Here is a 26,297-nt window from a genome sequence, read left to right on the forward strand (position 1 = left end):
ATCATGGGCAATTCAGTCATGTTGAATGGCATCGAATATGCCGGAGAACAGATTGCCTACAAAGACAGCACCTATGAGCTTGTGTCAAAGGTCGCTTACCTGATCGGCGTCCCGCTTCGTATTTTCCAAAATGAACACGAGCCGCCGAAGATAGAGATATACAACCGGCTTGAACAGGATAAAAATGCCCGTATCATTCGTAATCTATGTATCATCCGCACCGCCATTGAGCGCAATTACCGGAAAATAAATGACATCATGCGGATGGAATACCGTGGGCTTCTTTCGATGCCGGAGATCCTTCCAACATCCAGTATGCAGCAGCTTTCAAATGACGGAATCAGCTTTATCAAAAAGTCGAGTACAAAGCTATGCCACCACATTATCGAGATCAACCGGCTGATTTCAGACCGCATTAACAACTGCAAAAGCCTCTTTCCAATCTGGATTAACTGGACGTACATAAAAGAGCTGTTCATTATGCCAAACGGCTTGACAGAGGACGGAACGAAAGATGCTGCGGACATCTATTACGCAAGTCTCTCTTACTACCCCTATCAAATGTACATCAACTGGGTACCGATGGACGAGGGTAATGTCCTCTATAATGACAAGAAGTTTGCTACCCTGCTTTATCAATGGCATTGCGACGCCTTCACGGAATACAGTAAAGTCTCCGATGCAGGGGCTTTTGTAAAAAACAATATCTACGACTTCATTGATGACAGCGAGAAGACCGTATTGGTGGTGGACTGCGAAAACTCCGACCCGTACAAGCTGTGTGCCACGCTCAAAAATCTTGATTATGAGGTCATGCAGAAAATTACGGCGATCATTCTCTTTGATGACGTACATACCGCTACGGCATGGCGGATTCTTGAAAACTACACCCGCATCCCCGTTGAGCATATCATGATTGAGCGGATCAAGCAGAACAAATCACTGGTAGACATCAAGCTCACCGCAAGAGCCTGTCAGGAACACTACCAGAAGCAAGTGGATTCCTTCGTCATCGTCTCAAGCGATTCCGACTACTGGGGGCTTATCTCTTCCTTGCCGGACGCCAGATTCCTTGTCATGATTGAGCGGGAAAAATGCGGACCGGATATGAAGGCGGCACTCGCAGAATCCGGGATATTCTACTGCTATCTGGATGACTTCTACTCTGGCAACAGCGAGGACATCAAGAAAAACGCACTATTCAAGGAGATGTACCGCTGGATTGACAACTCCGTTCACCTGAACGTCAACGATATGTTTGACGCTGCTCTGCGAAACACGAGGATCGAAATGTCTCCCGCAGAGCGGCGGCAGTTCTATGAGAAGCACATCAGACACATGACGCTGACCATCGACGAGAACGGAAACGTCAGCATTGAACTGAAACGCGGATAGCATAGGTTTCTATTCCGGGAGGAATGTGGATGGACAACAGATTCTATTTTGGATTCAATATATCGGAGGAACGGAAAAAGCGCAGAAAAGCAGAGCTGTACTCCATGAGTGAGCAAGTCAGCACCTTCTTTTGGGATGAAGCCCCGCAGCATGGTTTGGAAATGCGTGAGGGACAGCAGGATATGTCCTTTGAGATTGTGGACGCCCTCATAAACGATCAGCATTTTGCGATTGAAGCTGGCGTGGGCATTGGAAAGTCCTTTGGCTATCTTGTGCCGGTGCTGCTGTACAGCAAACGCATGAACAAGCCGGTTATCATCGCAACCTCGACCATTGCACTTCAAGAACAGCTCTGGCGCGATGTCCACACGGTAATGCCCCTTCTTGGGCTGAACAGAGATGTCATCCTCGCTAAAGGACAGACCCATTATCTCTGCAACAAACGCGCAGACGAATATATGTGTGACCCGAAAGCAGACCCACCGGACGCGCTTAAAGACGGAATCAAGCAAGGGTATGAGGAACGCAAGGATTTTCCGGAGGTTTTGCCGCAAGGCGTCTGGGACAAGATAAACGTGCAGCGGTTCAGCATGAAGAATTGCGGCTCCTGTGAAAAGAAGTGCAAATATTACAAAGTCCGCGCAGCATTAAAGTTCACGGAGGGTGTTGTTCTGTGCAATCAGGACTTTCTCACCCAGCATCTCATGAAGCTCCGGCGCGGTCAAGACGGGCTGATTAACGCCGCCGCTGATCTGCTTGTCGTGGACGAAGCGCACAACTTGGATGATAAAGTGCGTAGTGCCACAACGGAACGTTTCGGACAGGGTATGCTCTTTGGGATGATCAAGAGTGCATTCTATGAGCTGCGATCCTCTGACCAGAGCAGTGTGTCCGGTGAAAAGCGAGAGGCAGAGAGCGCAATCATCGCCTTCTATAACTGCCTGAAAGCACAAGTCCAAAAGCAGATCAACGAGGCAGAGCAGGATATGCGCTACGCTGACCGCTTTTTCTTCGACAACAATGGCAGTGCGATTGAACTGCTTACCGAGATGAACGCCGCCATACACAATCTTTCGTCCAGCATTCAGATTTATTCCAGCATGGATTTCAGAAACAACCGTTCCTTTGCTGCCTCTGATGATCTGGATGCCGTCAGCGAGTCCCTTTCAGAGCTTCTTGACCGGATAGATGATATGCTGATCTGGATTGAGCAGCACGGCAGCAACACGGAACTCGTCTATTGCCCTAAAAACACAAAAGAAATTGTGAGCCGCCTATACTTCAATGGTGATGAAAGAACCATCTTGACCTCTGCCACGCTGACGAACGCCACGAGCGGGTCTCTGGAAGAACAGTATTTTTACTTTATCAGCAATACCGGCTTTCCTGCTGGTGATCGCGGCTGCTTATCCGAGCCAAAGCCTTCCCCATATCCATACGATGAACACGCCATGATCTACTATTGCGACGATCTCCCGCACCCGACCAGAGAACATGAAGCCTTCATTGAAAAGGGCGTGGAGCGACTGCTTGCGATCCTGAGCATTTCCAACGGAAAGGCACTCGTGCTGTTTACGGCAAAGACCGACATGGAAGAGGTCTACTCCATTCTCAGTGAGAAAAATCTTCCGTACAAAATCTTGATGCAGCAGCCGGGATCGTCGCAGGACAAGGTGCTGAATGAGTTTAAGGAAGATACGAACTCCGTGCTTCTGGGGACGGGCGCATATTGGGAAGGTATCAGCATTGAAGGAAAAAGCCTTTCCAATGTCATCATTTTCCGGCTTCCGTTCCCTGTCCCTGATCCGATTATCGAGTATAAGTGTTCCGTTGCTAAGGATGCTCTGATGGATGTCCGCGTTCCCGAAATGATTATCAAGCTCAAGCAGGGCATCGGGCGATTGATCCGCAATTTCACGGACACCGGCATTGTCTGCATCATCGACCGAAGACTGCGGGATGAGCCGCCGGAACGCTATCATGACATTACATGGGACTCCCTGCCTATCAAAAATCGGACAAGCAGTCTGGACGAACTAAGGAAGTTTTACGAAGGTCTGCCCTCAGCCAAGGAATGATGGTACAAACGGCATTCTCTTCGGAAACATAGAACAGCCCCCCAAAAAAGAAAATCAGAAAACGGAGGTGTATCATGTTGTACAATGAAAATCTGCGCGAAGAAGAACAACATCTAATCCAGCAGATCGCTGAACAAACAGAGAGAGGAAAAATCGACTGGGAACTAACAGAGTACAATCCGCTGTCCTTTCTGAATGAGGACAAGATAGACAAGAACCCAGCAGTAATCTGTCAGTCCTTCTCCTTTGAAGCGATCATCGGCGGATCCCGTTACGAGCTTGATGTCATGGAGAATATTGATGTGCCGTCCGGTATGGGAGACTACACCATAACCTTGACGCGGGATGAAACCGAAAATTATCTTAAAATTGAGGATGCGCTTTCCTTTGACTGTGACCGCTATGAATGCACACCGGAGGAAGTCGCAGAGCGATTTGCGGACAGCCCCATTGTCCGCCTCTGCAACGCCATCATTCCTGCCACGCTTGGGCAAGAGGATTTAGAAGAGGTCTTCACATGGGCAAGGTTTTTCAACGAGACTGGCATTTCTGCAAAGCTGATAAATCATCCGCTGACCAAGCTCTGTGAAAAGCTGTTCGACGAACACCGTCTGATGGACTTCCATCGCTGCGTCTTGGATGTGGACTATCGAAAGCTGCTCCTAAATGAACTGGCTCATAACTAAGACACGGAAAAACGCCCCCGACACTGTGCCAGACGCACAGTGCCGGGGGCGTTCCCGTTTCCAGCGATTTATTTTTCTCTCGGCAAGGGACTGTTCATAAGGTGACACTTTCCGTTTTACGAAGCCGTGAAAATTCGATGTGTTCCGTGGAGATGTTCACTGGGCAGCATACGCCGTACACGTTTCCAATAATCACCGAGTAGTGCAATGTGTATTCACTATCGGGAAATACTTCACGGTTTTCGCAACGCTTGATTCAGGAGTGGGATTTTTGCCTTATTCCCGCGTGACATCAAGGGAAACCGGATTGATAACGATGATAGATTTGCCCTTTTTGTGGGCATATCTCACGGTGTTCCCGGTACCGCTGGGGCATCCATTCCATACTGCGAGAATATAATCGGCGTGATCGACCATGTACCGATTTCTCTTGTCCATGCAGTCCGGCGTGTACTCCCGTTGCAGCATGGTCTCCTTGTCACACTTTGCAGCAATATTGTAATACCTTTCCCGTGAAGCCACAGACCATTTGATCGCTTGTGTCTCACAAGGGATTGCACTTTCCAGAGTAATGTGAGGGTATTTTGATTTCAAATCGAGTACAATTTCCGCAGCGTACATATCCACGCCAAGAGCCATGCCGGTAATAAAATGCGTGACACCCTCGTTCTCGATGAGTGCTACAATCTGATCCCGCATAACAGACTTCAAAGAAGTACAGCGCTTATCGGATTCATCAAAGCCGAACGGAAGACTCTGCGGTCTATGACCGGTAAACGCACAACTCTTGCCTTGAACGGATTGCTTTTCAGCTTTTTGAGCAGACTTTCTAAACTCAATAATGCGCGACATGACACCCCTTCTTTCACTCTTTTGGTAGGTAACTCCATTCTATCACCCTCATCACGGACAGTCAATGCAATGTCGTTAGTAAAATCAACGACGGCATACCGTGGATAATGACACCGCCGTTAGGTACACTAAATGCAAAGGTGGTGAGGCTATGCGAGAGAAGAAGGACATCAATATTGAGATCGGCGGCAATATTCAAGTGGCAAGAGAACAGGCGGGCTATACGCAGGATACGCTCTCAGAAATGCTTGGCATGACGCCGAATCACCTGAGTGCTATTGAGCGTGGTGCTTCCGGTATCTCTCTTGAAGCCTTGCAGCGCCTTTGCCGTTTGCTCGGCATCAGTGCGGACCGAATTATCTTTGGGACTGACGAGCCAGAAGCGGAAGCCCTTGCGCTTGCCAGACGTATTTCGGATATAAAGCCGGAATACCGGCAACAGGTTCAAGAGCTGCTGTCCGCTATTTTGAATATGTCGTAAAAAAAAGAGCCTCTGCCGACACCCAAACCGGGCATCGACAGAGGCTTTTGGTTCGTCTTCCGGGCATTCAAACAAGTGCCGAAATCGACACTTATTTCCGCGCTAAAGAAGAAACTGCGCAGGGAATACAATCACTTAGGTTGGTCAATTTGCGCCGCTCTGGGGCTTGCTATCACAGGCTTTTTCGACCCCTAACTGTCTACACTGCGCCGCCTTGCGGGAGAAGTGCGGACAGGCGATGAGATCCGCACGGAAGCTCTGCTTGCAGCTATGGACGCAGCGGACGCAGAAGCGGTTATACTTCCGGCGTCCGCTGTCCCCGATGAAGAACGACCACTCCTGCCGCCATTTCTGACTTCTGCTCACAGTTCAATCTCTCCTTTGTGCTTTTTGGGAGGGCAGCATTCCTTCTGCTTTTCAGCCTTTGCAGACTTGAGCCTGTCCATGATGGAGGACTTTTCGCCCCTTTCGGGGGCTTTGGCATCAAGGGTCTTGTCCTCCTTCGGACCGTTGTTGATGATCCCATCAATCATGCCGTAGTCATCCTCCATCGACATCTCCGCTGCCTTGAGATAATTTTCCTTCTCAAGAGCCGCCATCCAGCTTTCCTTGCTGATACCGAGCATTCCGCCCTTTGCTGCATGATCGGCAATCTCCTTGGCATCTACACACAAGCCCTCGGTGTTATCGGAATAGAGGCGGTAAACCTCGCAGCCCTTCTCCAAAGCCTTCTCTGCCGCCTCCTGCCCAGCGGGAAGAACGCCAGCCCATGCGTAACCGTAGTCCTTCATATCCTGCACAGAGATCGCGGGATCGGGCATTTCCGGCACTTCCTTGACCTCAAGGTCGAGAAGGCGGAGCGTGTCATCGTCAAAGCCGTTGTAGACATCATCAAGAACGAGCTTGCCGCGCTCATCGACAATGATACAGGCAGCTTCATCGCCGTAGGTGTCATGCTCCATCAGATAAAAGCTGTGACCGCCGACCTCGTGCTGATCAATGGTGTGCCACGTCCCGATGTGACCGGCAACCGTCAGACCGGAGGTATCGGCGTTCATCTCGAAGTCCTTCTGCTCGATGCTCTCCTGCTTCTGCTGTTCCTTCGAGATCATGGGGATCGCAACAATCTTATCGCCCAGCTTTGCAAACTGTTCCGGAACCTTGAAATGGTCAGAGAACTTCTGCATCTGCTCTACGCTCAGAGAACCGAAGCTGTCCTCCGTCAAGCCCACCACAAGGAATGTACCGGCAAGAATGTCGTAGATGTCACCGTCCTCATCTCGCAGGGCGCGGTTCAGGGGCAGCCCTTCCAGCTTGCCTTCCTCGTTGCAGACTAAAGCAACAGGGTCTTCGTAGGGATAAATCGCCTCGATGCAGCCGCCGACCTCATGCTGCAAGGACTTGAGATCCGAGTCAATCTCCTTCACATAAGGCTCTTTCCCCGGCTCAACGATGAGAACGGCAATGGTGCTGTCACGCTCGGCGGTTTCCCCTGAGCCGGTGATCCGGTATTCGTCAGGAATATCATCAAGTTCCCCGTTAAACTGCCTGTCCCAGCGTTCACTTGCAACGCGGACATAGCCCCCATCGGTGAAGCGTCCCTGCTCATCCATCGCAATGTCGCGCCCATAGCGTTCATAGTCGATGTAATTTGCCAGAGGACCGAGATCCTTTTCGGAGTAAATACCGGCTTCGTGGGCGTAATAGTAGCCGAGATCGGATTCGTCGTTGATACCGGGCATGATGTCGTAGCAGTCCAGATTGAACGTCAGGTTGATGAGATCGTCGATGTCGCTGACCTCATCGCAGCCAGCCTCCATAATGGCAACGAGCTTTTCCTGATCGCTCAGGGAAAGCTCGTCAATCAAAGCGGCAAGGTAGTTGAGCTTATCAAGGCTCTCGTACTCGCCAAGCATCTTCTGAACGCCATAGATCGGGCATTCGTAGTCGGTGATAAACCACTCTTCATAGGGCTGACCGAACTCATCCTGCTTGCCGATTCCGATGCGCTCAAAGACATTCTGCATCTCTTCTTCGGTTGTCGGGAACTTCACCCACTCACCGACCAGCATACCCTCGTTGTACTTGCCAAGGTTCGTGACGAAGGCTTCAAAATCACCGTCTAATACGGGCATAGGCATCCTCCTTTCAGTCATCCACCATGCCGTCCGGCATGATATACAGTTCCTCAAACTCCGTGTCCGTCATGGCTTCGAGCTTCCGGACGGTCTTATACATCAGCTCTGCGATCTCGCCGTCCATGTCGTTCAGGGTGACGCCCTTCATATCGTCGATCAGCCGCTTCCGGCTGGACGTATTGAAGCAGCACATCAGGTTGATTTCTTCCACGGTAAAGTTTTTCATATCAGAGTTCCATATCCTTTCCTTTGTTTTTTTGTGGCTTCGGTGTGTGGGGCGGCTGTGCTTTCTGTGCGGATTTCAGCTTGTCGCGGATGGATTCACGGGCAGCGGGCTTCTTGGGGATGGTGTCATAGATGGCAGCTCCGGCATCCTCCACATACGAGCGGACATACTGGATGCTCTCAGAAAAGCGGATTGGTCTGTTCTTATCCTCGATGTTCGTCAGCCGGACTTCATCAGCGGTAAAATCAACCGCGTCGATTCTGCACTTGATGCCATCCACATTCAGCGTCGCGCCGACAGGAATGTAATCTGCGGCTTTGAGTTCCTTGAAGGTCTCGCCGTCCTTGCTGAGAAAGACATCCACGCCGGACTTCCAGAGCTTGTGAGAACCGGCTACCCACGCGGCTTCGCGGAAGCCGGTCACCGGCATGGAGGGCTTGCCGCGTACCTTCTTCTCAAGGAGCTTTGTGCCGAGAAGCGGCGCGGCTTTTTCCGCGTCCTTGCCGTACAGCTCAAAATAGCCATTCTGGGCAAAGCAGACCAGCGCGTCCGGATGAGCCTTTTTGACTGCTTCGTACTTCCGAAGTTCTGCAACGGGCAGAGGCGAAAGCACCTCTGTCCTTTCTGCATCCGGCAGTCTGTCACGGCGGCTTTTCTGCTTGGACAGCACTTCCGCCAGAGCATCCGCGTCCTTCGGGAGCGTCTGGTGGGTTTTGACGCCGCCATGCTCACCGACCAGAGCCATTGCTGCATCTAAGCTGCTGCGGCATGGGGCGTCCAGCACATAGCCGTCTGCAAAGGTCAGCCGGTCATGATCCGGCGCAACCGAGTTCTGCGCTACATTTGCCGCCTGTTCCCGGTAGTTGATCTCAAAGACATCTCCGAAGACCTTGCCGTGCTTGACGGTTTTCGGGATAATGACGCGGGCAATGCACTCGTCGTAGGTCTGTTCCGCATAGAAACGGAAGGTGTTGTGATCTCGCGTTCCCTGAATAAAGACCTGATTTTCATTGAGGCAGTGCGTTCCATGCGGACGGCAGAACCACATCAGCGTCTTGTCTTCGGGATTCTGGCTTTCGGCGGCGCGGCGGATGATGCGCTTGTCGATATCGAAGTCTTCCTTGTAGCTGTCTACATGACTGTCCACGAGCTTCTGCAGCTCCGCAATGATGTCAACGTCTGTGTATTTCTTCATGCGTCTCCTTTCTCACAACTCCATGTCGTGCGTTTTGGATTTGACCGGGGATTTCTTCTCCGGCTGCGTTTTCGCGGCAGCTTTGAGCTGATCGCGGATAGAGGGCTTTTCCTGCTTCTGCTCCTGCTTGACGTATTCCAGCGTCGGCATCAGCTCACGGTAACAGCCCTGTGTTTTCCGCGCCGCATGACGGCGATGGATTTTGAACAGCGGCTCACCGTTCTGCGTGACCGTGTTGCCCTCGATTTTGACGCCGTTCCGAGCCAGCAGATTGAAGGAGTGGTTAGAGGCGCGATAGGACGCCCGCATACCGTCGTTGTGATAGGCAATCTGCCCCTTGAGCGTGTCCATGACGGCGGCTTTGATTTCCTTCTCTTCCGCAGTCAGACGGTGCGCCTTCGGTGCTTGCGCTGCTTCCTCCGGCATGGAGGCAACGGGAGACTTGACCTCCACGGTTTTTACCTCAATAGAGGTAATCTCATCGTTCTCCCACGCAACGACCTCCGGGTCTCTTTCCGTTGCCTTCTCAGAAGTGACATCCTTTTGAGCTTCGGTCTGCTGACGGAACGCATCGACGAAAAGTGCTGTCAGTCCGGGATTGGGTTTATCCACAAGGAAGCGAGAGGCATTCTCCGGGCAGACCTCAACGTTCTTCGCCCATTCCTTGAGGGGCTGGGGAATGCGCCCGTCAAAGTCTTTCTGCTGAATGGTGTTTGCGAGGACATACCGGACGCGCTCCGGAGAGAACTGCTCAAGGACGCTTTTCACGGCAGCATCCGCATCCAGCCGGTTATCTCCGTAGTTGGAGCTGATCGCCGCTTCAATCGCTCTGCGGCATTCCTCGTTTGCAGCAAGGGAGGCACGATATGCTTCCATCTCACCGGCTTCATAGGCGTAATTTGCCGTCTCACGGTAAATGGGGACTTCCGACATCGGCTCTGCGGGCATTTCGGTATCTTTCTCTGCGGACTGCGCTTTCTCTGCCAGCAGCACCTTGAGCTTGGCATCAATGCCCTCGATCATTTCAGCCGCCGTCTTGCGGATGGTGTCCAGAGAGCTTTTTAGCTCCTTGGTTTCCTTGCCGGAAGACCAACCGGCGATATAACCGAAGGAGTAGTCCGAGGTTTCAATGCCGTACCGCTGACAGACAGTGTAGGCTACGCTTTCTGCCTCAACCTCCTTGGTGTGACGATCCTTCTTGTCTTCGGGGGCGGTTTTCTCGTCCGGATTAACGGCGTGGAGCTTTGCGTGAGCGATCTCGTGAATGGCGGTCTTGACCGTCTGGATTTCGCTCATGCCTTCCTGAATGGCAATGCGGCTTTCAACCGGAGAGAAGAATCCCTTTGCGCCGCCCGGAATATCCTCAAAGGAAACGGGGACGGGAGATTCCTGCTTGAGCGCATCGAAGAACGCCTCGTAGTTCTCGACGGTGCCTTTCAGTTCATCGACGATGATGTCCGGAAGCTCCTTGCCGTCCGTCTGGGAAACATCAAAGACACTCACCACCTTGAAGGCAGGACGCAGAACCTCAACCGTCTCTGTGACAGCCTTCCCATCTGCGCCGATCACCGGCTTCTGCGTCGCGGGGTCAATCTTCTCACGCTCTTCCTGCACCTTGTACGGCGCGGGTGCAAGAATCTTGATGCCCTTTTCGCCCTTCATGACCTGACGGTCAAAGTTGCGCTGCCACGAGGTATAACCGGCAACATAGGTTGCCTCCGGCTTCTGCATCGCAATGAGCAGCGTGTTGTTGAAGGAATAGTTGTAGAACTTGGACATCGTGCGGAGATATTCCTTGAACCGCTCGGATTCAAAAAGCTCCTTGATGCCCTGTTCCAGCTTGTCCGTGATTTCGCGGACTTGCTGTGCATTTTTGTTTTCAGCCATCTCAAACCTCCATTTCTTATTTGTTCCGGGCAGAAGAAAACCCCGTCTGGGATTTGCTCAGTAAACGAGCCTTTATCTCAGACGGGGTTTCTCTGCGCGTCATCCGACGATGGAAGATGTTATCCTCGTTCTCCCATTCAATCAGTCTGTCAAACAGCTCCGGGTGTTTTGTAATCATGTGCAGCAGCTCTTCGTCGCTTGCATTGGGACAGAACCAGCAGCCGTTTCTCCGGCAGTGAGCGTAGATCGGGGAAAGCAGCCCGTGTTCCGTACAGAGCTTGTAGGCGTCCGCCTCGGTCATACCGTATTTGGCAAGCAGACTGACCTTCGTTATTCCATCCAGACGAGCAAGGCGTTTTGGCTCATCCTCCGCGATGCCGACATAGCTCACAGTGTCCGGCGAGAGTGCGGCATTGTACTTGCGGACTGGCGGGATTTTGCAGTCCCGATTGACTGCACACATACCAGCCCATGCAAAGCCGCGAACCTCGCCCTTGTGCGGTCCGCGGGTGATGACATGATGGAACACCTCATCGTAGGTCTTGTCCGCGTGGAGAATGGTGAACTTGATGCCCAGCTCCTTTTCGCAGAAGGGCTTGAGCCGGTCATAGATGAAGTCCCGGTGTTCCGGGACTTCACCGCTTGTGTCTTTGTCGAACATGACTTCGCTGAAAACTGCCTCGTCCAGCGGCTCATTGTGCTGTGCAGCCAGCAGGAGTGTCGCTACGCTGTCTTTGCCTCCGCTGCATGAAGCAACATACTTTGGCGGGTCATCGATCAAACTCCATCTTGAAGCTGACGTATTTGCCGCCGCTGTCATCCAGCCGGATCACCGCATCGTAGAGCTGGGGCTTCTTCGGCGTGTAAAGCCCGGTCACGCGGCACCAGCCCTTATCCAGCAGCTCCTTTGCGATCTTCTTGGTCAGCTTCTTTTTCTTGCTGGAAAAGAACTTGTTGTCTTCCCACAGGCAGAAGGAGCATTCCTTGTTCGAGCAGTAGAAGTTGCCCTTACCGACGTAGACCGGAGAGCCGCAGCGGGGACATTTGCCGATTTCCTCCTTACCCGTGCCGAAACGCTGGGCTTCGGCATCGGAGAGGAAGGGATAGGCTTTCACGAGATCCCCGGTCATCCGGACAATGCCGCTAAGGAAGGCGTCCGCATCTGCCTTGCCGCGTTCAATCTCCATGAGCGTGTTTTCCCATTCCGCCGTCATTTTGGGAGACGTGATCTGTTCCGGCAGGACGCAGACGAGGTTGCAGCCGTCCTTCGTGGGAATGAGGGATTTGCCTTTGCGCTCTGCAAAGCCGGATTTCACCAGCTTCTCAATGATCCCGGCGCGGGTTGCGGGAGTGCCGAGACCTTTCTTCTCGGTGTCATCGTCGAACTGATCGTTTCCGGCAGTCTCCATCGCAGACAGGAGCGTGTCTTCCGTGTACTGCTTCGGAGGCGTTGTGAAGCGTTCCGTGACGCTGGCAGACACACCTTCCAGAACATCGCCCTCATGGACTTCGGGCAGGGACTTCATGGGATCGTCCTTTTCCTTCGTCTTGAGGGAGGACTTGAACAGCTCTTCGATGGCTTTCCATCCGTTTTGAACGACGGTCTTCCCCTTGGTTTTGAACTCGTAGCCCTCGCAGGAGAGCGAGATCTGCGTTTCTGCGTAGGTGTGCTTCTCGCCGGTCGCACACAGAAGGCGCACCCCGATAAGATTGAGGATTTTCTGCTCCGACTGAGGAAGCGCCGAAACATCCTGCTTTTCAAGCTGGACGGTCGGGAGAATGGCATGGTGATCTGTGACCTTGCTGTTGTCGGTTACGCGGGAAATGTCCGGAGTGATTGAAACGCCGGGAAAAAGCGGAAGATGGCGGCAGACGATGGAAATGACCTGACGGGCAGTGTCCTCCATATCATCCGTGATGAACTGACTGTCCGTGCGCGGATAGGTCAGTAGCTTCTTTTCGTAAAGTGTCTGAACGAGATCGAGCGTCTGCTGGGCAGTGAAGCCGTAGTAGCGGTTTGCCTCGCGCTGCAAGGTGGTCAGATCATAGAGCTTCGGAGGGTTGACCGTCTTCGCTTCCTGCCTGAGAGAAGAAACGACGGCTTGCTTTTTCTCGCAAGCCGCCGCAATTCTTTTTGCTTCCTCTTCGGTTTTGACCTTTTCCAGATCGGCGGTCAGATCGCCCTTGCCGACGTGGACGTTGAAATACTTCTCCTTCTGGAACGTGGAGATTTTCCCGTCGCGCTCCACCAGCATTGCAAGGGTTGGCGTCTGGACGCGCCCGACCACCAGCTTCTTGTGATAGAGCGTGGTGAAAAGGCGGGTGCCGTTGATGCCGACAATCCAGTCCGCCTTCGAGCGGCTGAGTGCCGCTTCATAGAGACGGTCATATTCCTTGCCGTCCCGGAGATGATTGAAGCCTTCGCGGATGGCGGAGTCCTCCAACGAGCTGATCCACAGACGCTTGAAGGGCTTGACGCATCCGGCTTTGTTGTAGACCAGCCGAAAGATCAGCTCTCCCTCGCGTCCTGCATCGGTTGCACAGACAAGCTCGGTGACGCGCTTGTCCTTCATGAGAGAGGACAGCACCTTGAACTGCTGTGCTTTGTCCTTCGTGACCTCAAACATCCAGCTTTCCGGGACAATGGGCAGATCGTCATACCGCCACTTGGCATACCGCTCATCGTAGGAGCTGGCGTCTGCCAGCTCCACCAGATGACCGAAGCACCACGAAACGATGTAATTGCCGCCCTCCATATAGCCGTCCTTTCGGGACGTTGCGCCCAGAACCTTTGCGATGGACTGGGCAACGCTGGGCTTTTCAGCAATGACTAAGATCAATCTTCATCACCACCCGTTTCAGCATCCTCCGCAATCTGCGGCTCTTCATCCTCGTTGATATACGGCTCTTCCTCGTAGCCTTCATCGTCGAAGAAGTCCATGTCCTCATCCTTGGGCTTTCTGCCCTTGACGAACTTGATGTAGTAATAAGCTGCACCCGCAGCACCGGCAAGGGCAAAGATGACGAGGATCATGCCAACGTTGGATTTCTTTTCAGGCTTAGGCGCAGGGACATCGGTTTCCGCATCCTTGTCCGGCTCAGGTGTAACGGGGGCTGTGCCGGTGCATTCGCTCATGTTGGTCTTGCAGACCGGGCAGTCGGTGTTGACCTGACCGGCAGCGCATTTCTCTTTGCAGTTACAGGTGGTCAGAGCAACCGCAGTATCTTCATCCAGTAGCGCAAGCAGATCGCTTTCATCGACCATGTTGAGGAAGTACGTCTGGTACTGTTCCTCATCCTCATTGATGGGTGCATCGTAGTCAATGACGATATAGAAGGTGTTGCCGTTCTTCGTCTGGACAGTGATGAACTGCTTGTTGGTTGCCTTGTCATAGAGCAAGTCGCGGGTGTAGGCGTTGCCCTTATCGTCAATCGGCTCACCCTTCGGCTTTTCCGGTGCGGGAGTAGTCTCAGGCTGCTGTTCCGGCTGGGTTGCCTCCGTGACCGGAAGGTTCTGTTCGGTATCATCGGCGTAGGCAAACGCCGTCACCGAGAAGCAGGACAGCGCCATGACGCAGACCGCAAGGACGGTCAGAAAACGAAAATTCTTACGCATTGTCGATTACCTCCATATTTTCAGCGTGCTTGGTGCCGCCCTTCATGGAAGACAGGAACGCCATGATCTGATCCTTGTCCATCACCATAGAGCGCACGGTATTGATGATTTCAAGGTTTTCCAGCTCCGTCTTCTTGTCGTACAGCTCCTTGAGCTGCCCTTCGATTTCGGACTTCTTCTTTTCAGCCTTCTCGATGTCGGAGAGGACTTTTTGATACTTGGGATTCATGCAAAACTCCTTTCTTTTAATAGGCGGGTCTTCCGAAGGCGTAGAAATGCTGCTGCCAGTAGGAAGAATTGATGGATGTGTACTGAATGGGGTCGCCGCAGTGGATCATGACCCCATCACCGACGTAAATGCCGACGTGGGACACACCGGGGGTGTCATACGTCCCGACGAAAAAGATGAGATCACCGGGCTGTGCATTCGCCTTTGAAACCGGCGTACAGACGTTGTAAAGCCCCTGTGCGCCGAGCCGCCCGGTATTCACAAGTCCGCTGTTCGTGAGAACATAGCTGACGAAGCCGGAGCAGTCAAAGGATGTGTCGGGATTGGAGCCGCCCCACACATACGGATAGCCGAGATACTTTTCCGCCTCGGTGATCAGTGTCGCAAACTTCTCGTCGTTCAAGTATTCCGGGTTGACATCGTAGTCGGCGGGAGGATTGGTGATGTACTTGTCCACATAGGGAGAATCACCGAACAGATCCTCGCGGTTGCCCAGCACCGACATATACGTTGCGTACATGGAAAGCTGTTCCTGAGACATGATGTAGACCGGGACGTGGGAGAGATTGAAGTTTTCGAGCTTCACGTTGCAAATGAAGTAGTCATACGGGATGCGATAGGTTTCCGTGTGCGTGTTGCCGTCTGCATCCGTCCATGTGTCGGTCTCCGTGCGGTATCTGGTTTCGACGATGACCTCTTCTGTGAGGATATACTGCTTTTCAAACAGCATTTGAAGCGTACCCTGCACCTCATCCAGCGTGAACTCGCCCTCATGGAGAGCCGAGAGGATGGAGATCAGCACATAGGGGTCATGCTCAATATCGTCCAGATCAAAGTGATATTCGTCATAGTCATGGGTGCTTTCATAGTTATCCAGATAGCTTTGCAGCTCTTGCTCCATCTGGCAATACTGCGCTTCTGCGCCCAGCATCGCGTCATCCTCGCTGAGATAAGAGGAAGCGATAACCGACGAGCCGGTAGAGGTGAGCATCGAACACGAGCTGATTCCGGCACCGAGCAAAACGAGAAGGGCAATTCCGACGCCGATCCAGATGAAGACCTTCTTGTTCTTCTCAAAAAACTCCTTGATCTTGTCGGACACCTTTTCACCGAGCTTCTTGCCGGTATTCTTTGTGGCAGTCCCGGCAGTCTGAGAACCGGCATTTCGAGCGGCGGCATATTCCTTCTTAATGCTCTGCTTCTGGTAGTGCTTGTTCAAGTTCTGCTTCTTCATCTCAGGATGCTCCTGCTGATTTCTCTCATATTGGAGCTTCGCATCAGCAGCATCCGCCTTGTGTTCCAGCTTGGAGACCTTCTCGTAGGGCTTGTTGACGCTGCTTTCCCGATGATGGCGGAAATGCCTCGCAGCGGTCTCGGCGGCGATCTCCGTCTTATGCGCAGCCTCAACCGCCGTGTTTTCCTGTTCGACCTCATGGATTTTGCCATGAATGCCGGAAGCGAGGGTGTCCCCGACCTTGCGGACGGTTTTATCTGCCTCAAATTGCAGCTTGCCTTTGCCCTTGGGCTTTTTCAGCTCATCCTCAAAATGAAGGCGGGTTTTGCCCTTGCCGGTCTCTTCATCGAAGACACGCTCTTTCTTGAGAACCTTGTGCGTGGGCAGCTTCTCACGGGCGGCATCCAGACGCTCATGCGCCTTCTCGGACTTCCTTTCGAGCTTCTGCATCCGCTTCGTGGGCAGGACGGCATCGTCGATGATCGGCTTTGCGGAAGCAGTCTCCGCCGCTTGGGAGAGAACGGCATCCGCGTCAACGGCTTCCACCGCAGAGGTCTTGCGCAGCTTATGCGTGACAACCGTTTCGGCAATCACCGTGCCGGTATGAGAAGAAACGCTGTGCTGCTCCAAAGCAGGAGGCTTGAACGGCGTCTCTGACACAGGCAGCGGTTCGGGAACATTCTGGGGTGGATTTTCTGCCTTTTTTTCGTCTGTGACGGACGCTTCCGAGGGCGGCTGTGTGTCGTTACCCTCGGCGTGTTCCGCCTGAAACTGACGCTGTTGACGGCGCATTTGCACCTTTTTCTGTTCCTCCGCAGAAAGAGCTTCGGAAGGCGCGGCGGTCTCAACCGGCTTCACAAGCTCTGCGTCTTCCAGCCGCCTTGACACACGCTGCTCGGTGCCAGCCGTCAGGTTTTCCTCGACCGCGCCGTCTCGCGTCATCCGCAGAACAACCTTGTCGCGGGCTTTGAGTTCCGGTTCCTTGGACATCAGATTTCACCTCCAATCCGCTTGTAGGCAAGCTCGGTGTACGCCGGGTTCAGCTCGATGCCAATGAAATGACGCCCCATCTGAGAGGCAACCATGCCGGTTGTGCCGCTCCCCATGAAGGGGTCAAGCACAATACCGCCTTCGGGACAACCGGCGAGAAGACAGGTCTCAACCAGCTTCGGAGGGTAGGCGGCATAATGCCCGCCCTTGAAGGGGACGGTGTTGATCTTCCAGACATCGCGCTTATTGCGGAGCGGATTGATGTCTGCATCCTTGATCTCGCCATGCTCACGGGGGCGGTTGATGGACTGCGGCTGAGGCTGACCGGGAACGGGCTTGCCGTATTTGTTGCCGCCCTTCATGCCGCGCTTGAGGCGTTCTGCCGTTGCAGGGGCAATCGGCTCGGAGATCGCCTTGTAGTCAAAGAAATACTTCTTGGACTTGGAGAACAGGAAGATATGCTCATAGCAGCGGGATAGGCGGTCTTTGACGCTCTCCGGCATAGGGTTTTCCTTCATCCAGATGATGTCGTTGCGTAGATACCAGCCGGTATCGCGGAGAGCAAAAGCCAGCATCCACGGAATACCGATCATGTCCTTTGGCTTGCAGCCCTCAACCTTGTTGTTGAGAGCCACAGCCTGACCGTTTCTGCCGTTGGGGTTCTTCGGGTCAATGAAATCGCCCTGATTGCCTTTACCGGCGTAGGTGTCCGAGATGTTCAGCCAGAGCGTTCCATCCGGACGCAAAACGCGCCTGACTTCGGTAAACACTTCCGTCAGGCGCGAGATATATTCCTTCGGCGTTGTCTCTCTGCCGATCTGAGCCTCCATGCCGTAATCGCGGAGTGCGTAATACGGAGGGGACGTCACACAGCAATGAACGCTGTCATCGGGCAGGGTTTTCAGGATTTCAAGGCAATCGCCGGTATGAATGATGTCAAGCTCTATGGGTATCAGCTCCTTCCTTTGAGAGCCGGACGGCTCAGTCAGAGAAGAACTCGTCCGGCTCGTAGTCCTCATCGAGATCGTCAATCTCGTCCGCCCAACGGTCGAAGATTTCCTCGGCTTCCTTCGCCGCCTCACGATAGAGGCTCAGGCGGTTCTTCTCAAAGGCGGCAAAGGCGGGGACGAACTTGCCGAACTCGCGGATTGCCTTCACATCCTGCGTGCGCATATCTGTGACGCACTGAATGATTTCGGACATCGTGAGCAGATCGTCGATCATCAGCTCATACTTGTCCTTGGGGATAGATACGGCTTCATCATCCGCCGCGTCAGCGAAAGGGGTATTCTCATCGCTGTTGCTGCACTTGGGAACATCAACCTTGAAGTAGAAACCGATCATATCCACAGATACCTTGGTCATAATCTGACGCGCCTCCTTGACCTTTTCGTCGATGTCCTCCCTCACATGGAGGTAGGCGCGGTGATGCTTCTTGAGGTCGCTTTCCAGTCGGATCAGATCGGTCAGCTCCCACAGAGCCTTAAACAGCGCGGAGGTGTTCTCTCCGTATTCGATAGCGTCCGCGTAGGGAATGGTAATCATCTTGTTGTTCATATTCAAAAATCCTCCTTAGTTCTGTACGGTTTCTTCGGGTTTGGTGGTCATGATGCGGTAGAGCTGGGTGTCCTTCGGGAAATCGTCCTTGAAGGGAACGATGGTCGAGCCGTAGAAGATCAGCCCCTCACCGGCATTGGAATTGGTGATGTAGTTCTGCTGGCTGGGCGAGATGTTCAGCGCCTTCGAGAGAATCTGCCGGTCGCCGGATGCCTGATTCAGAAGGTAGACAAAATCCGAGTTTTCAAAGATGTTCTCTACCTCGCGGGACGCAAGCAGATCCTTGACGTTCTGGGTGATGCCGGTCGGGATGCCGCCCCACTTTCTGAAACGCTTCCAGATCTCTACGCTGTATGCGGCGGTCTGTTCCTCCTTCAAGAGCAGATGGAACTCGTCCATGTAGTAGCGAGTTGCCTTGTGCTGGGCGCGGTTGATTGTAACTCTGTTCCAAACCTGATCCTGCACAATCAGCATACCGAGCTTCTTGAGCTGCTTGCCGAGTTCGCGGATGTCATAGCAGACGAAGCGGTTGTTGACATCCACATTCGTTCTGTGATTAAAGACGTTCAGAGAGCCGTGAACATAGATTTCAAGGGCAGTTGCGATGCGCTGTGCCTCCGGCTCCTTCTGATTTCTCAGAATGTTGTAGAGGTCTTCAAGGATCGGCATTTTCTCCGGTTTGGGGTCTGCAAGAAACTCCTGATAGACCATGCGAACACTGCGGTCAATGATGGTCTTCTCAACCGGCTGCAAGCCGTCCTTGCCGCCGACAATCAGCTCACACATGGAGAGGATAAAGTCGGATTTCAGCGTCAGCGGGTTTTCCTCTTCGGAGTAGTTCGTGTTGATGTCCAACGGATTGATGTAATCCGTGCTGACCGGCGAGATGCGGATGACCTGACCGCCGAGCTTCTGCACAAGGGGGAAATACTCGGCTTCGGGGTCGCAGACGATGATGTCATCCTCCGTGATGAGAAAGGCGTTCGTCATTTCTCGCTTGGCGGAGAAGGACTTGCCGGAACCGGGTGTACCCAAGATCAGCCCGTTGGGGTTCTTGAGCTGCTTGCGGTCAACCATGATCATGTTGTTGGACAGTGCGTTCAGCCCGTAGTAGAGAGCTTCGCCGCCCTGAAAAAGCTCCTGCGTGGTGAACGGCACGAAAACCGCTGTGCTGGAAGTGGTCAGTCCGCGTTCAATTTCCACCTGATTGACGCCGATAGGCAGAGAGGACATCAGCCCTTCCTCCTGCTGGAAATCGAGACGCTTGAGCGCACAGTTATACTTTTGGGCAATGGCGGCGGTCTGGAACACCGCATTTTCGAGCTTCTGGCGGTTGGTTGCCGTGTTCATGATGAGAATGGTCACAAGGAACAGTCTCTCATTGCGGGTCTGGAGATCCTGCAACAGACGCTTTGCCTCACCGCCGAAGGTGGCGAGATCGGACGGGATGATGTCCATGTCGTAGCCGGAGCGGACGGCTTTTTTCTGCTCTTCGATCTTCATCTTGTCGAGGTCGGTGATTTTCGACTTGATGCTCTTGATTGCCTTCGCCTGGTCAATCGTCCGGATATGAAAATTGACCGTAATGTTGCTGTCCATCTCAAGGAAGTCGGCAAGCATACGGTCATTGAGTTCCGGCGCGAGGATTTGCAGGAAGCTCACCGCACCGATGGTTTTGCCCATCTTGAAGCACTTGCCTTCACGGAAGTCAAAGGAAGTGGGAGCGATGAAGTCCTTGCTGGAAAGCCCCGTCCGGGCAACCATATCGAAGGAAAAGCGGAACGGCTCATTGCTGTCCATATTGAACACATCATGAAGCACTTTCAGCCGTTCGTAGCCGGACAGCGGCTCGGTTTTCACGCCGAGAGTTTTGAAGTTGTTGAGGATGTCGGTTTCAATGCGTTCGAGCTTCGGCTTTGCCGTGCGGAGGGAGTCCGCCTCAATGCCGAAGGTGATGTACTTCTTCTTGATCAGCCCGTTGTTGCCCTTGGTGAGCTGGCTTTGCAGCATACCGGAATACTCGGAGCGGATGTCGTTGAAGGCGTCCTCCTGTGCCGGAATGTTGATGCGCTTGCGGAACTCATTGAGACTTGCCTTCTGATTGATGAAGGAGAGCTGGACGAAAATCGAGCTATCAAAGTAGTTCAGAAAGTCGCACCAGTTCTCAAAGATGGCAGTTTTGTCCTCGTTCTGCGCAAGCTGGTAGTTGATGTCCTCAAAGGCGATGGACTTCGTGTAGAGGCGGCTGTTCACCTTGCAGATACCGTCACGGCACATCTCCACATAGGGGATGGTCTGCTGGGCGGACTTGCGGACTTTCTTTGCCTTCCTGTCCTTTTTCTTCTGCATGACGATCCGCTTCTTTTCCTGAGCGGAAAGGGCATCGCCGTAAACGACGCCGTTTTTGACGGTCATCTTAGGCTTTGCCTTTGCTGTGCTGTTGTTCAAGCTGCAATTCCTCCTGTTCTTTGATTTTCTGCTGAATTTCAGCGTAGAGATTGTTCGTGCGATAGGGACGCACCTTGTCCCGGATAAACATGGACTGTACGATGTGGTACAGATACTTCTCGGCGGGCTGACCGTCCTTCTCGTAAAGCGCGAAGAAGATGAACGGGAGCATGATCACCACCATCAGCATTGCCGCCGTGGACAAGTCGAGATGTGCCTTCGCCAGAAAGAAGATCGGGACGCCGACCGCCGCAGCGATGGAAAAACAAATGAGCTGCCGCTTGGTCAGGTTGAACATGACCTTCGTTTTGACGCGGTTAAGATCCTTCGGGACCGGAACAAATGCCATTGACTGTTTCCTCCTTTCTAAGCTGCTTTTCATAGCGCAGCTTCATTTGTGCGGGATATTGATCCTCCTTCGGTTGACGCTTGCCCGTCCAGCGAAGCCCACCCGCTTTGCCTTGACAAATCCAGCCGGAAGCCCGAAGGCTTGCACCGTTTTCGCTTTCCAGCGTGTAGGTGATGATGCGCTTATAGCCCATAGCCGCAGCAGCTCTTGCCGCCGCGCCGTAGAGAAAGCTGCAAGCGTTCTTTGCGCCGTTGGTGCATAGCCTTGTAACCTCCAATGTGAAGCCGTCATCCAGATACCGGCTGACGGGACGCCCGGCGATGATTACACCGACCAGCTCACCCTCTGCTTCACAGCCGATGGAGAACTTGTGACCGGCAACCGGCTTGTGATGTCGGTGATGCTGCCGGACATACTCGTTGGCGTCTCGAAGAGAGATGGGTTTTAGCCGCAGCATGGTGTTTCCTCCATAGGAAGATGAGCCGTGCATTCGACCTCGTTGCCCCAAACGTCCCAGCCTTCGGGAGACTGACGGGCAAAAAGCTCCACGCGGGGAAGGTCTCCCATGAGCCGAACAATGCGCTCCCGCGCTTCATCCGGCTTTTTGGAATGCTCTTCAATATGACTGAGAATGACCTGACGCACACCGGCGTCAACACGCTTCGGGTGTCCCTTTGTAGCAAGGATGCAGATTTCGGCATTCGCCCTTGTCCAGTAGCCCATGCCGGTAAAGAGATCGTCGTTCCTTCGGTTTTGCTTCACCCATACAAAAGCCACGGTCTTATAAGAAAAGCCCCATGCCGTCAGCACTTCGAGTGCTTCACAGAGGCACGGGAACGTGATCCAGAGAAACAGAGCGCAGTCCTTAGCGGCAAGCTCACCGACCGGAAGTGCCTTGATGTCTTTAATGCACATTGTCGGGTAGTGGCTTTCCGCCGACCGTCCCTGTCCCTTCTTGGAGTAAGTCCGATACGCCCAAGGGGGATCGGCGTAGATGATGCTGTACTTCTTCATGCTGCCGACCTCCTTAGTGCGCATGGAAAATGGATTTTGCGAGGCTTCCGGTCTTGAACAGCGAGAAGCACAGAATAACCGTGTACGCTGCCACAGAGAACAGAGCCGAATGAATGTTGTCTGCGATGATCATGCCGTTGATCAGCACCGCATAGATGCCGACGCAGACCATGATGAGAAAGCCCTGAAATGCCAAAGCGAACAAGCCTTTCAGATAGTTCGTGCCGATGCTGCCCCATTCGCGGTTGCTCATGGTTGCGATGGGAATAGGCGCAATGCTCACGGTGCAGTAAATCTCGATCATGCGCCCGTAGAGAATGACCGTAATGAGGATCGCCATGATTTTGAGGCACAGGCTGATCAGAAGCGTTTCTATTGACAGACCGAGCAGTTCTCCGACGCCCATGTTCTCCATGCCGGTACGCATCTGCGCAATCGTCGCGTCAATGTCAATGCTGGTGTTGCCGTGGATTACTCCGGCTGCACCGGAAACTACGTTCTGCCCGATGTCGAATACTGCCATCACGATGTCAAACGTGTGTGTTACGAGATAGATCGCCACAGCCGCCTTGAAAAACCACTTGAAGAACATCCATGTGTCCATGTCGTGAAGGTTGTTTTTCTCGGTGATCATAGAAATCAGCTCGTAGCACAAAACGAAGGTGATGATGATACCAGCGATGGGGACTATCACGTTTTCAGATAGTCCCCGGATCATCTGGTACACGCCGCCGTTCCAGCCGGACGGTGTTTGCCCAACTTCAGCGGCAATCGTTCCTACCTTCTCGTTGACATCGGTGAACATATTGGTCAGGTTGCTCTCGATCCATCCGATCAGCATATCCTTGAGAGCTTGTTCGATCTTTTCTAAAATGCTGCCCAATATTTCACCACCCTTCGGTTAAGCTGGGCTTGCCGTGGATTAGCCGAACAAACCGGAGAGCAGGGGGATGAGGGTCGTGCCGATCAGCACCACACCGCCGCCAGCCATGAGCTGCTTGATGCCCTGAGACTTAGCGCCGGGGTTGTCGTTGCCGTAGCCTTCCATGAGGTTGACAACACCCCACACCGCAAGACCTGCGCCGAGGGCGATAACAAGCGTCTGGAGAACCGTAACTGCCTGATTGATAAATGCCATACTTGAATTTCCTCCTTAAATCGTTGGTGAATTGTGAAGGGCGAGTGCCTTTTCCAGCACCCGCCCCGATGGTTACTTCTGCGCGGCTGCCGGATTAACCGAACAGACCGGAGAGCAGAGGGATGAGGGTCGTGCCGATCAACACCACACCACCGCCAGCCATGAGCTGCTTGATGCCCTGAGACTTAGCGCCGGGGTTGTCGTTGCCGTAGCCTTCCATGAGGTTGACAACACCCCACACTGCGAGACCTGCGCCGAGGGCGATAACGAGCGTCTGAAGAACCGTGACAGCCTGATTGATAAAAGCCATAGATTTTCCTCCTTGAATCGATGAAAGTTGAGTGTGTATTTTTGAAAATGGGCATAAAAAAAGAAGCCCCGTCGCTGTTCTGCTTTGGGATAAGCCATCAGGCTTTACCCACTGCGCAGTGCAGCGACGGGGCTTTAATCTGCTTCGACCTCGCCCATATCATAGAGGTCGAATGTGTCATCGAGCTTGACTACCAGCTTGTGCTGCCGGTACTTCTCGATGTCAAAGGCGTTCCGCTTGTTATAGTCGGAGAGCTGCCGGTACTTTGGATGCTTCGTAATGTCGTATTTGTTACTGAGAAAAGGTCTCACGCCTCGAAGCTGCAAAATACACTTGGCTCCGTCCATGACGGCGATCTCATCCTGAGACATCAGCTCCTTGCCGGTCTTCTGATAATTCAAGCCATAAGAGTTGTTGTTGGAACGGGTTTCTGAGGTGTTGTAAAGGTCGATTGTCTCCTTGCCCAGCACCTCGCTGATTTCTTTGAGAGTCGATTTTTCTTTTCCGCCGAGGAAAAGTGTGCAGTCGCAGTTGCCTGTGATGGTGTCCGCCGCATCCTTGTAGATGGTCTTGAGCTGAGACTGGGACTGCAAGATGATTGACGCCGAGATTTCCCGGCTTCGGATGGTTGCGATGAGCTTATCAAACTTCGGGATTTGACCGATGTTCGCAAACTCATCGAGCAGACAGCGCACATGGACGGGAAGCCGTCCGTTGTAAACGTCATCTGCCTTGTCGCAGAGAAGGTTGAAGAGCTGGGAATACATGATCGCCACGACGAAATTGAAGGTGTCATCGGTATCGGAAATAATGACGAACAGCGCCGTCTTCCGGTCTCCGATTGTGTCCAGCTCCATCTCATCGTAGCTCATCAGCTCCCGCAGCTCTGCGATGTCGAAGGGCGCAAGCCTTGCGCCGCAGGAAATCAGGATCGACTTCGCGGTTTTGCCCGCCGCCAGCTTGTATTTGCGGTATTGCTTGACCGCAAAGTGGTCAGGGTCGCGGGCTTCCAGCTCATCGAACATGACATCCACGGGGTTCTTAAAGGTCTCATCGTCCTCTCTGGCTTCCGAGGCATTGATCATTTCGAGCAGGGTAGTAAAGTTTTTCTCGTGGTCGGGTGCCTCATACCAGATGTAGCCGATGAGAGCTGTGTAGTAGAGCTTTTCCGCCTTGACCCAGAAATCTTCGCCGGACTTATCGCCGTCTCCCTTCGTGTTGACGATAATCGTATTGACCAGCTTGAGGATGTCCTTCTCACTGCGGATGTAGCTAAAAGGGTTGTAGTGCATGGATTTCCGGAAATTGATGGTGTTCAGCGACTTGATGACGTAGCCGCCCTTTTCAAGCATCTTGCCGCACTCCACCAGCACCGTACCCTTCGGGTCAGTCACAACGTAGCTGCTGTGCATCTGCATCAGGTTAGGTTTGACGAAAAAGCGCGTCTTGCCTGAGCCGGAACCGCCGATGACGAGGATGTTCTTGTTGCGGGCGTATTTTGGCTGCTTTGGACGGCTGTTCATGGTCAGGAACTCCGTCTGCGTCAGAATGACGTTGTTGGAGAACTCCGGGTCCATGTACGGCTTGATGTCCTCTGGCTTGCCCCAGCGGGCAGATCCGTATTCTTCGCCCTGCCGGAACTTCTTGCGGTTTTTGCCCTTGACGTAGACTGCCAGCTTGAGCAGCACGCCAGCCGACAGACCGATGAGAAGATCGACAGGATGAAAGCTGGGAAGCGGATTTGCAAAGGCAGTGCCGAACACGGCAAAGCCGTTTGTCAGCTTGTCGATGAACTCTGCGCCGGGAGCGAGACGAAATACGGCGGCAATCTTATCCGCAAAGTAGAAGGCGAAGACATACGGAAGGTTCAGAAGAATGAGCTTCTTCATATCGGGTTTGTTCACAGCTCGACACCCCGATCCTTGGTCTTGACCTTGACTTTCTCTTTGTGCTGTGCCTTGCTCTGGGCTTTCTCCTGATCCAGCTTGTGCCGGATGGACGGCTGTTCCTTCTGCTTGACGGTTTTGGCGGAGAACTCCTTGAACGCGGCGGTCATCACATCAACATCTCGCCCCTTGAAGAAGACAAGATAGCTGGGCGGCTCAACGGAAACGTCCTTCTTGAGCGCAAAGTCCAGACCGTATTTACTGGCTGTTCGCTCAAAGGACTTGATGTTGCCGTCCGTCACTTCGATGTTGGAGATGGCGGCATTCTGGCTCATCAGATGCTTGATGGACTGCTTGCCGCGATAGGTTTTGGGCTGCTGCATCTGCTTCTGTGCCTTCTCAATCTCCTGCACGAACTTGTCCAGTGCCTTTTTCAGCACCTCGGCTGAGATTTTGCCGCCCTTGATCATGATTGCAACAACTTTGGTGTTGACTTCATCCTGCATTGCGGCGTTTACCTCCTTTCGTTGGAATGATTATGGGGACTGCTGCCGAAGTTAAGGCGGCACAATCCGGCGATAGATGATT

General features: G+C 53.1%; 26 protein-coding genes. 4 read left to right on the plus strand and 22 right to left on the minus strand.

What is annotated here, in order from left to right:
* Positions 1-3 precede the first annotated feature (3 nt).
* From GXM22_RS14395 to GXM22_RS14405, 3 genes are all read left to right on the plus strand, one after another.
* Entirely contained in the window at positions 4-1,395 is a 1,392-nt protein-coding gene (locus GXM22_RS14395) for an NYN domain-containing protein (protein WP_005934772.1), read from the plus strand.
* 29 nt (positions 1,396-1,424) lie between these two features.
* Positions 1,425-3,473, plus strand: a complete 2,049-nt coding sequence (locus GXM22_RS14400) for an ATP-dependent DNA helicase (RefSeq protein WP_035394656.1) — start codon at positions 1,425-1,427, stop codon at positions 3,471-3,473.
* A gap of 74 nt (positions 3,474-3,547) precedes the next feature.
* Positions 3,548-4,159: a hypothetical protein gene (locus tag GXM22_RS14405; RefSeq protein WP_005934774.1), complete on the plus strand. Its 612-nt coding sequence runs from the start codon at positions 3,548-3,550 to the stop codon at positions 4,157-4,159.
* Between the two features lie 276 nt (positions 4,160-4,435).
* Here the strand turns inward: GXM22_RS14405 and GXM22_RS14410 are convergent, their stop codons facing one another.
* On the minus strand, positions 4,436-5,011 hold the full coding sequence (locus GXM22_RS14410; protein WP_005934775.1) for an SLOG family protein: 576 nt from the start codon (positions 5,009-5,011) through the stop codon (positions 4,436-4,438).
* Positions 5,012-5,162: 151 nt separating this feature from the next.
* Between GXM22_RS14410 and GXM22_RS14415 the strand changes: the two genes are divergently transcribed.
* On the plus strand, positions 5,163-5,492 hold the full coding sequence (locus tag GXM22_RS14415) for a helix-turn-helix domain-containing protein (RefSeq protein ID WP_005934776.1): 330 nt from the start codon (positions 5,163-5,165) through the stop codon (positions 5,490-5,492).
* Positions 5,493-5,636: 144 nt separating this feature from the next.
* Here the strand turns inward: GXM22_RS14415 and GXM22_RS14420 are convergent, their stop codons facing one another.
* The 21 genes from GXM22_RS14420 to GXM22_RS14520 form a co-directional block, all read right to left on the minus strand.
* Positions 5,637-5,858 (minus strand): hypothetical protein, encoded by a 222-nt coding sequence (locus GXM22_RS14420; RefSeq protein WP_035394658.1) that lies wholly within the window; start codon positions 5,856-5,858, stop codon positions 5,637-5,639.
* A complete protein-coding gene (locus GXM22_RS14425) occupies positions 5,855-7,627 on the minus strand; it encodes an antirestriction protein ArdA (RefSeq protein ID WP_242651689.1) in 1,773 nt (590 codons plus the stop codon). Before GXM22_RS14425 ends, GXM22_RS14420 begins: the two co-directional genes overlap by 4 nt.
* Positions 7,628-7,640: 13 nt before the next feature.
* Positions 7,641-7,856: a transposon-transfer assisting family protein gene (locus GXM22_RS14430; RefSeq protein WP_005934778.1), complete on the minus strand. Its 216-nt coding sequence runs from the start codon at positions 7,854-7,856 to the stop codon at positions 7,641-7,643.
* Between the two features lies 1 nt (position 7,857).
* Positions 7,858-9,051, minus strand: a complete 1,194-nt coding sequence (locus tag GXM22_RS14435) for a MutS N-terminal domain-containing protein (RefSeq protein WP_005934779.1) — start codon at positions 9,049-9,051, stop codon at positions 7,858-7,860.
* Positions 9,052-9,063: 12 nt separating this feature from the next.
* On the minus strand, positions 9,064-10,938 hold the full coding sequence (locus GXM22_RS14440; RefSeq protein ID WP_005934781.1) for a DUF3849 domain-containing protein: 1,875 nt from the start codon (positions 10,936-10,938) through the stop codon (positions 9,064-9,066).
* 16 nt (positions 10,939-10,954) lie between these two features.
* Complete coding sequence (locus GXM22_RS14445; protein WP_005934782.1) at positions 10,955-11,719, minus strand: adenine nucleotide alpha hydrolase family protein; 765 nt, start codon at positions 11,717-11,719, stop codon at positions 10,955-10,957.
* A complete protein-coding gene (locus GXM22_RS14450; RefSeq protein ID WP_005934783.1) occupies positions 11,709-13,778 on the minus strand; it encodes a DNA topoisomerase 3 in 2,070 nt (689 codons plus the stop codon). The genes GXM22_RS14445 and GXM22_RS14450 overlap by 11 nt, the downstream gene beginning before the upstream one ends.
* The gene (locus tag GXM22_RS14455) at positions 13,775-14,554 is read right to left on the minus strand and encodes a DUF4366 domain-containing protein (protein WP_005934784.1); all 780 of its coding nucleotides are present in this window, start codon (positions 14,552-14,554) and stop codon (positions 13,775-13,777) included. The genes GXM22_RS14450 and GXM22_RS14455 overlap by 4 nt, the downstream gene beginning before the upstream one ends.
* Positions 14,547-14,783: a DUF4315 family protein gene (locus GXM22_RS14460; RefSeq protein ID WP_005934785.1), complete on the minus strand. Its 237-nt coding sequence runs from the start codon at positions 14,781-14,783 to the stop codon at positions 14,547-14,549. Before GXM22_RS14460 ends, GXM22_RS14455 begins: the two co-directional genes overlap by 8 nt.
* A gap of 16 nt (positions 14,784-14,799) precedes the next feature.
* The gene (locus GXM22_RS14465) at positions 14,800-17,007 is read right to left on the minus strand and encodes a C40 family peptidase (protein ID WP_005934786.1); all 2,208 of its coding nucleotides are present in this window, start codon (positions 17,005-17,007) and stop codon (positions 14,800-14,802) included.
* Positions 17,007-18,026 (minus strand): DNA-methyltransferase, encoded by a 1,020-nt coding sequence (locus GXM22_RS14470; RefSeq protein ID WP_425350636.1) that lies wholly within the window; start codon positions 18,024-18,026, stop codon positions 17,007-17,009. The genes GXM22_RS14465 and GXM22_RS14470 overlap by 1 nt, the downstream gene beginning before the upstream one ends.
* On the minus strand, positions 17,989-18,564 hold the full coding sequence (locus GXM22_RS14475) for a hypothetical protein (RefSeq protein WP_005934788.1): 576 nt from the start codon (positions 18,562-18,564) through the stop codon (positions 17,989-17,991). Before GXM22_RS14475 ends, GXM22_RS14470 begins: the two co-directional genes overlap by 38 nt.
* A gap of 15 nt (positions 18,565-18,579) precedes the next feature.
* Positions 18,580-20,979 carry a VirB4-like conjugal transfer ATPase, CD1110 family gene (locus GXM22_RS14480; RefSeq protein WP_005934789.1) on the minus strand — a complete coding sequence of 800 codons (2,400 nt, stop codon included), beginning with the start codon at positions 20,977-20,979 and terminating at the stop codon, positions 18,580-18,582.
* Position 20,980: 1 nt separating this feature from the next.
* On the minus strand, positions 20,981-21,361 hold the full coding sequence (locus tag GXM22_RS14485; RefSeq protein ID WP_005934790.1) for a PrgI family protein: 381 nt from the start codon (positions 21,359-21,361) through the stop codon (positions 20,981-20,983).
* Positions 21,330-21,818, minus strand: coding sequence for an XF1762 family protein (locus GXM22_RS14490; RefSeq protein ID WP_005934791.1), 489 nt, complete (start codon positions 21,816-21,818; stop codon positions 21,330-21,332). The genes GXM22_RS14485 and GXM22_RS14490 overlap by 32 nt, the downstream gene beginning before the upstream one ends.
* Complete coding sequence (locus GXM22_RS14495) at positions 21,806-22,399, minus strand: MT-A70 family methyltransferase (RefSeq protein WP_005934792.1); 594 nt, start codon at positions 22,397-22,399, stop codon at positions 21,806-21,808. The genes GXM22_RS14490 and GXM22_RS14495 overlap by 13 nt, the downstream gene beginning before the upstream one ends.
* Positions 22,389-23,258, minus strand: coding sequence for a VirB6/TrbL-like conjugal transfer protein, CD1112 family (locus GXM22_RS14500; RefSeq protein WP_005934793.1), 870 nt, complete (start codon positions 23,256-23,258; stop codon positions 22,389-22,391). Before GXM22_RS14500 ends, GXM22_RS14495 begins: the two co-directional genes overlap by 11 nt.
* 39 nt (positions 23,259-23,297) lie before the next feature.
* On the minus strand, positions 23,298-23,513 hold the full coding sequence (locus GXM22_RS14505; RefSeq protein WP_005934794.1) for a Maff2 family mobile element protein: 216 nt from the start codon (positions 23,511-23,513) through the stop codon (positions 23,298-23,300).
* A gap of 94 nt (positions 23,514-23,607) precedes the next feature.
* On the minus strand, positions 23,608-23,823 hold the full coding sequence (locus GXM22_RS14510) for a Maff2 family mobile element protein (RefSeq protein ID WP_005934794.1): 216 nt from the start codon (positions 23,821-23,823) through the stop codon (positions 23,608-23,610).
* Positions 23,824-23,957: 134 nt separating this feature from the next.
* A complete protein-coding gene (locus GXM22_RS14515) occupies positions 23,958-25,727 on the minus strand; it encodes a VirD4-like conjugal transfer protein, CD1115 family (protein WP_005934795.1) in 1,770 nt (589 codons plus the stop codon).
* Positions 25,724-26,215: a PcfB family protein gene (locus tag GXM22_RS14520; RefSeq protein ID WP_005934796.1), complete on the minus strand. Its 492-nt coding sequence runs from the start codon at positions 26,213-26,215 to the stop codon at positions 25,724-25,726. Before GXM22_RS14520 ends, GXM22_RS14515 begins: the two co-directional genes overlap by 4 nt.
* Between the last annotated feature and the right edge of the window lie 82 nt (positions 26,216-26,297).

Origin of the sequence: Faecalibacterium duncaniae, from assembly GCF_010509575.1 — a bacterium.
Classification (GTDB): Bacteria; Bacillota; Clostridia; order Oscillospirales; family Ruminococcaceae; genus Faecalibacterium; species Faecalibacterium duncaniae.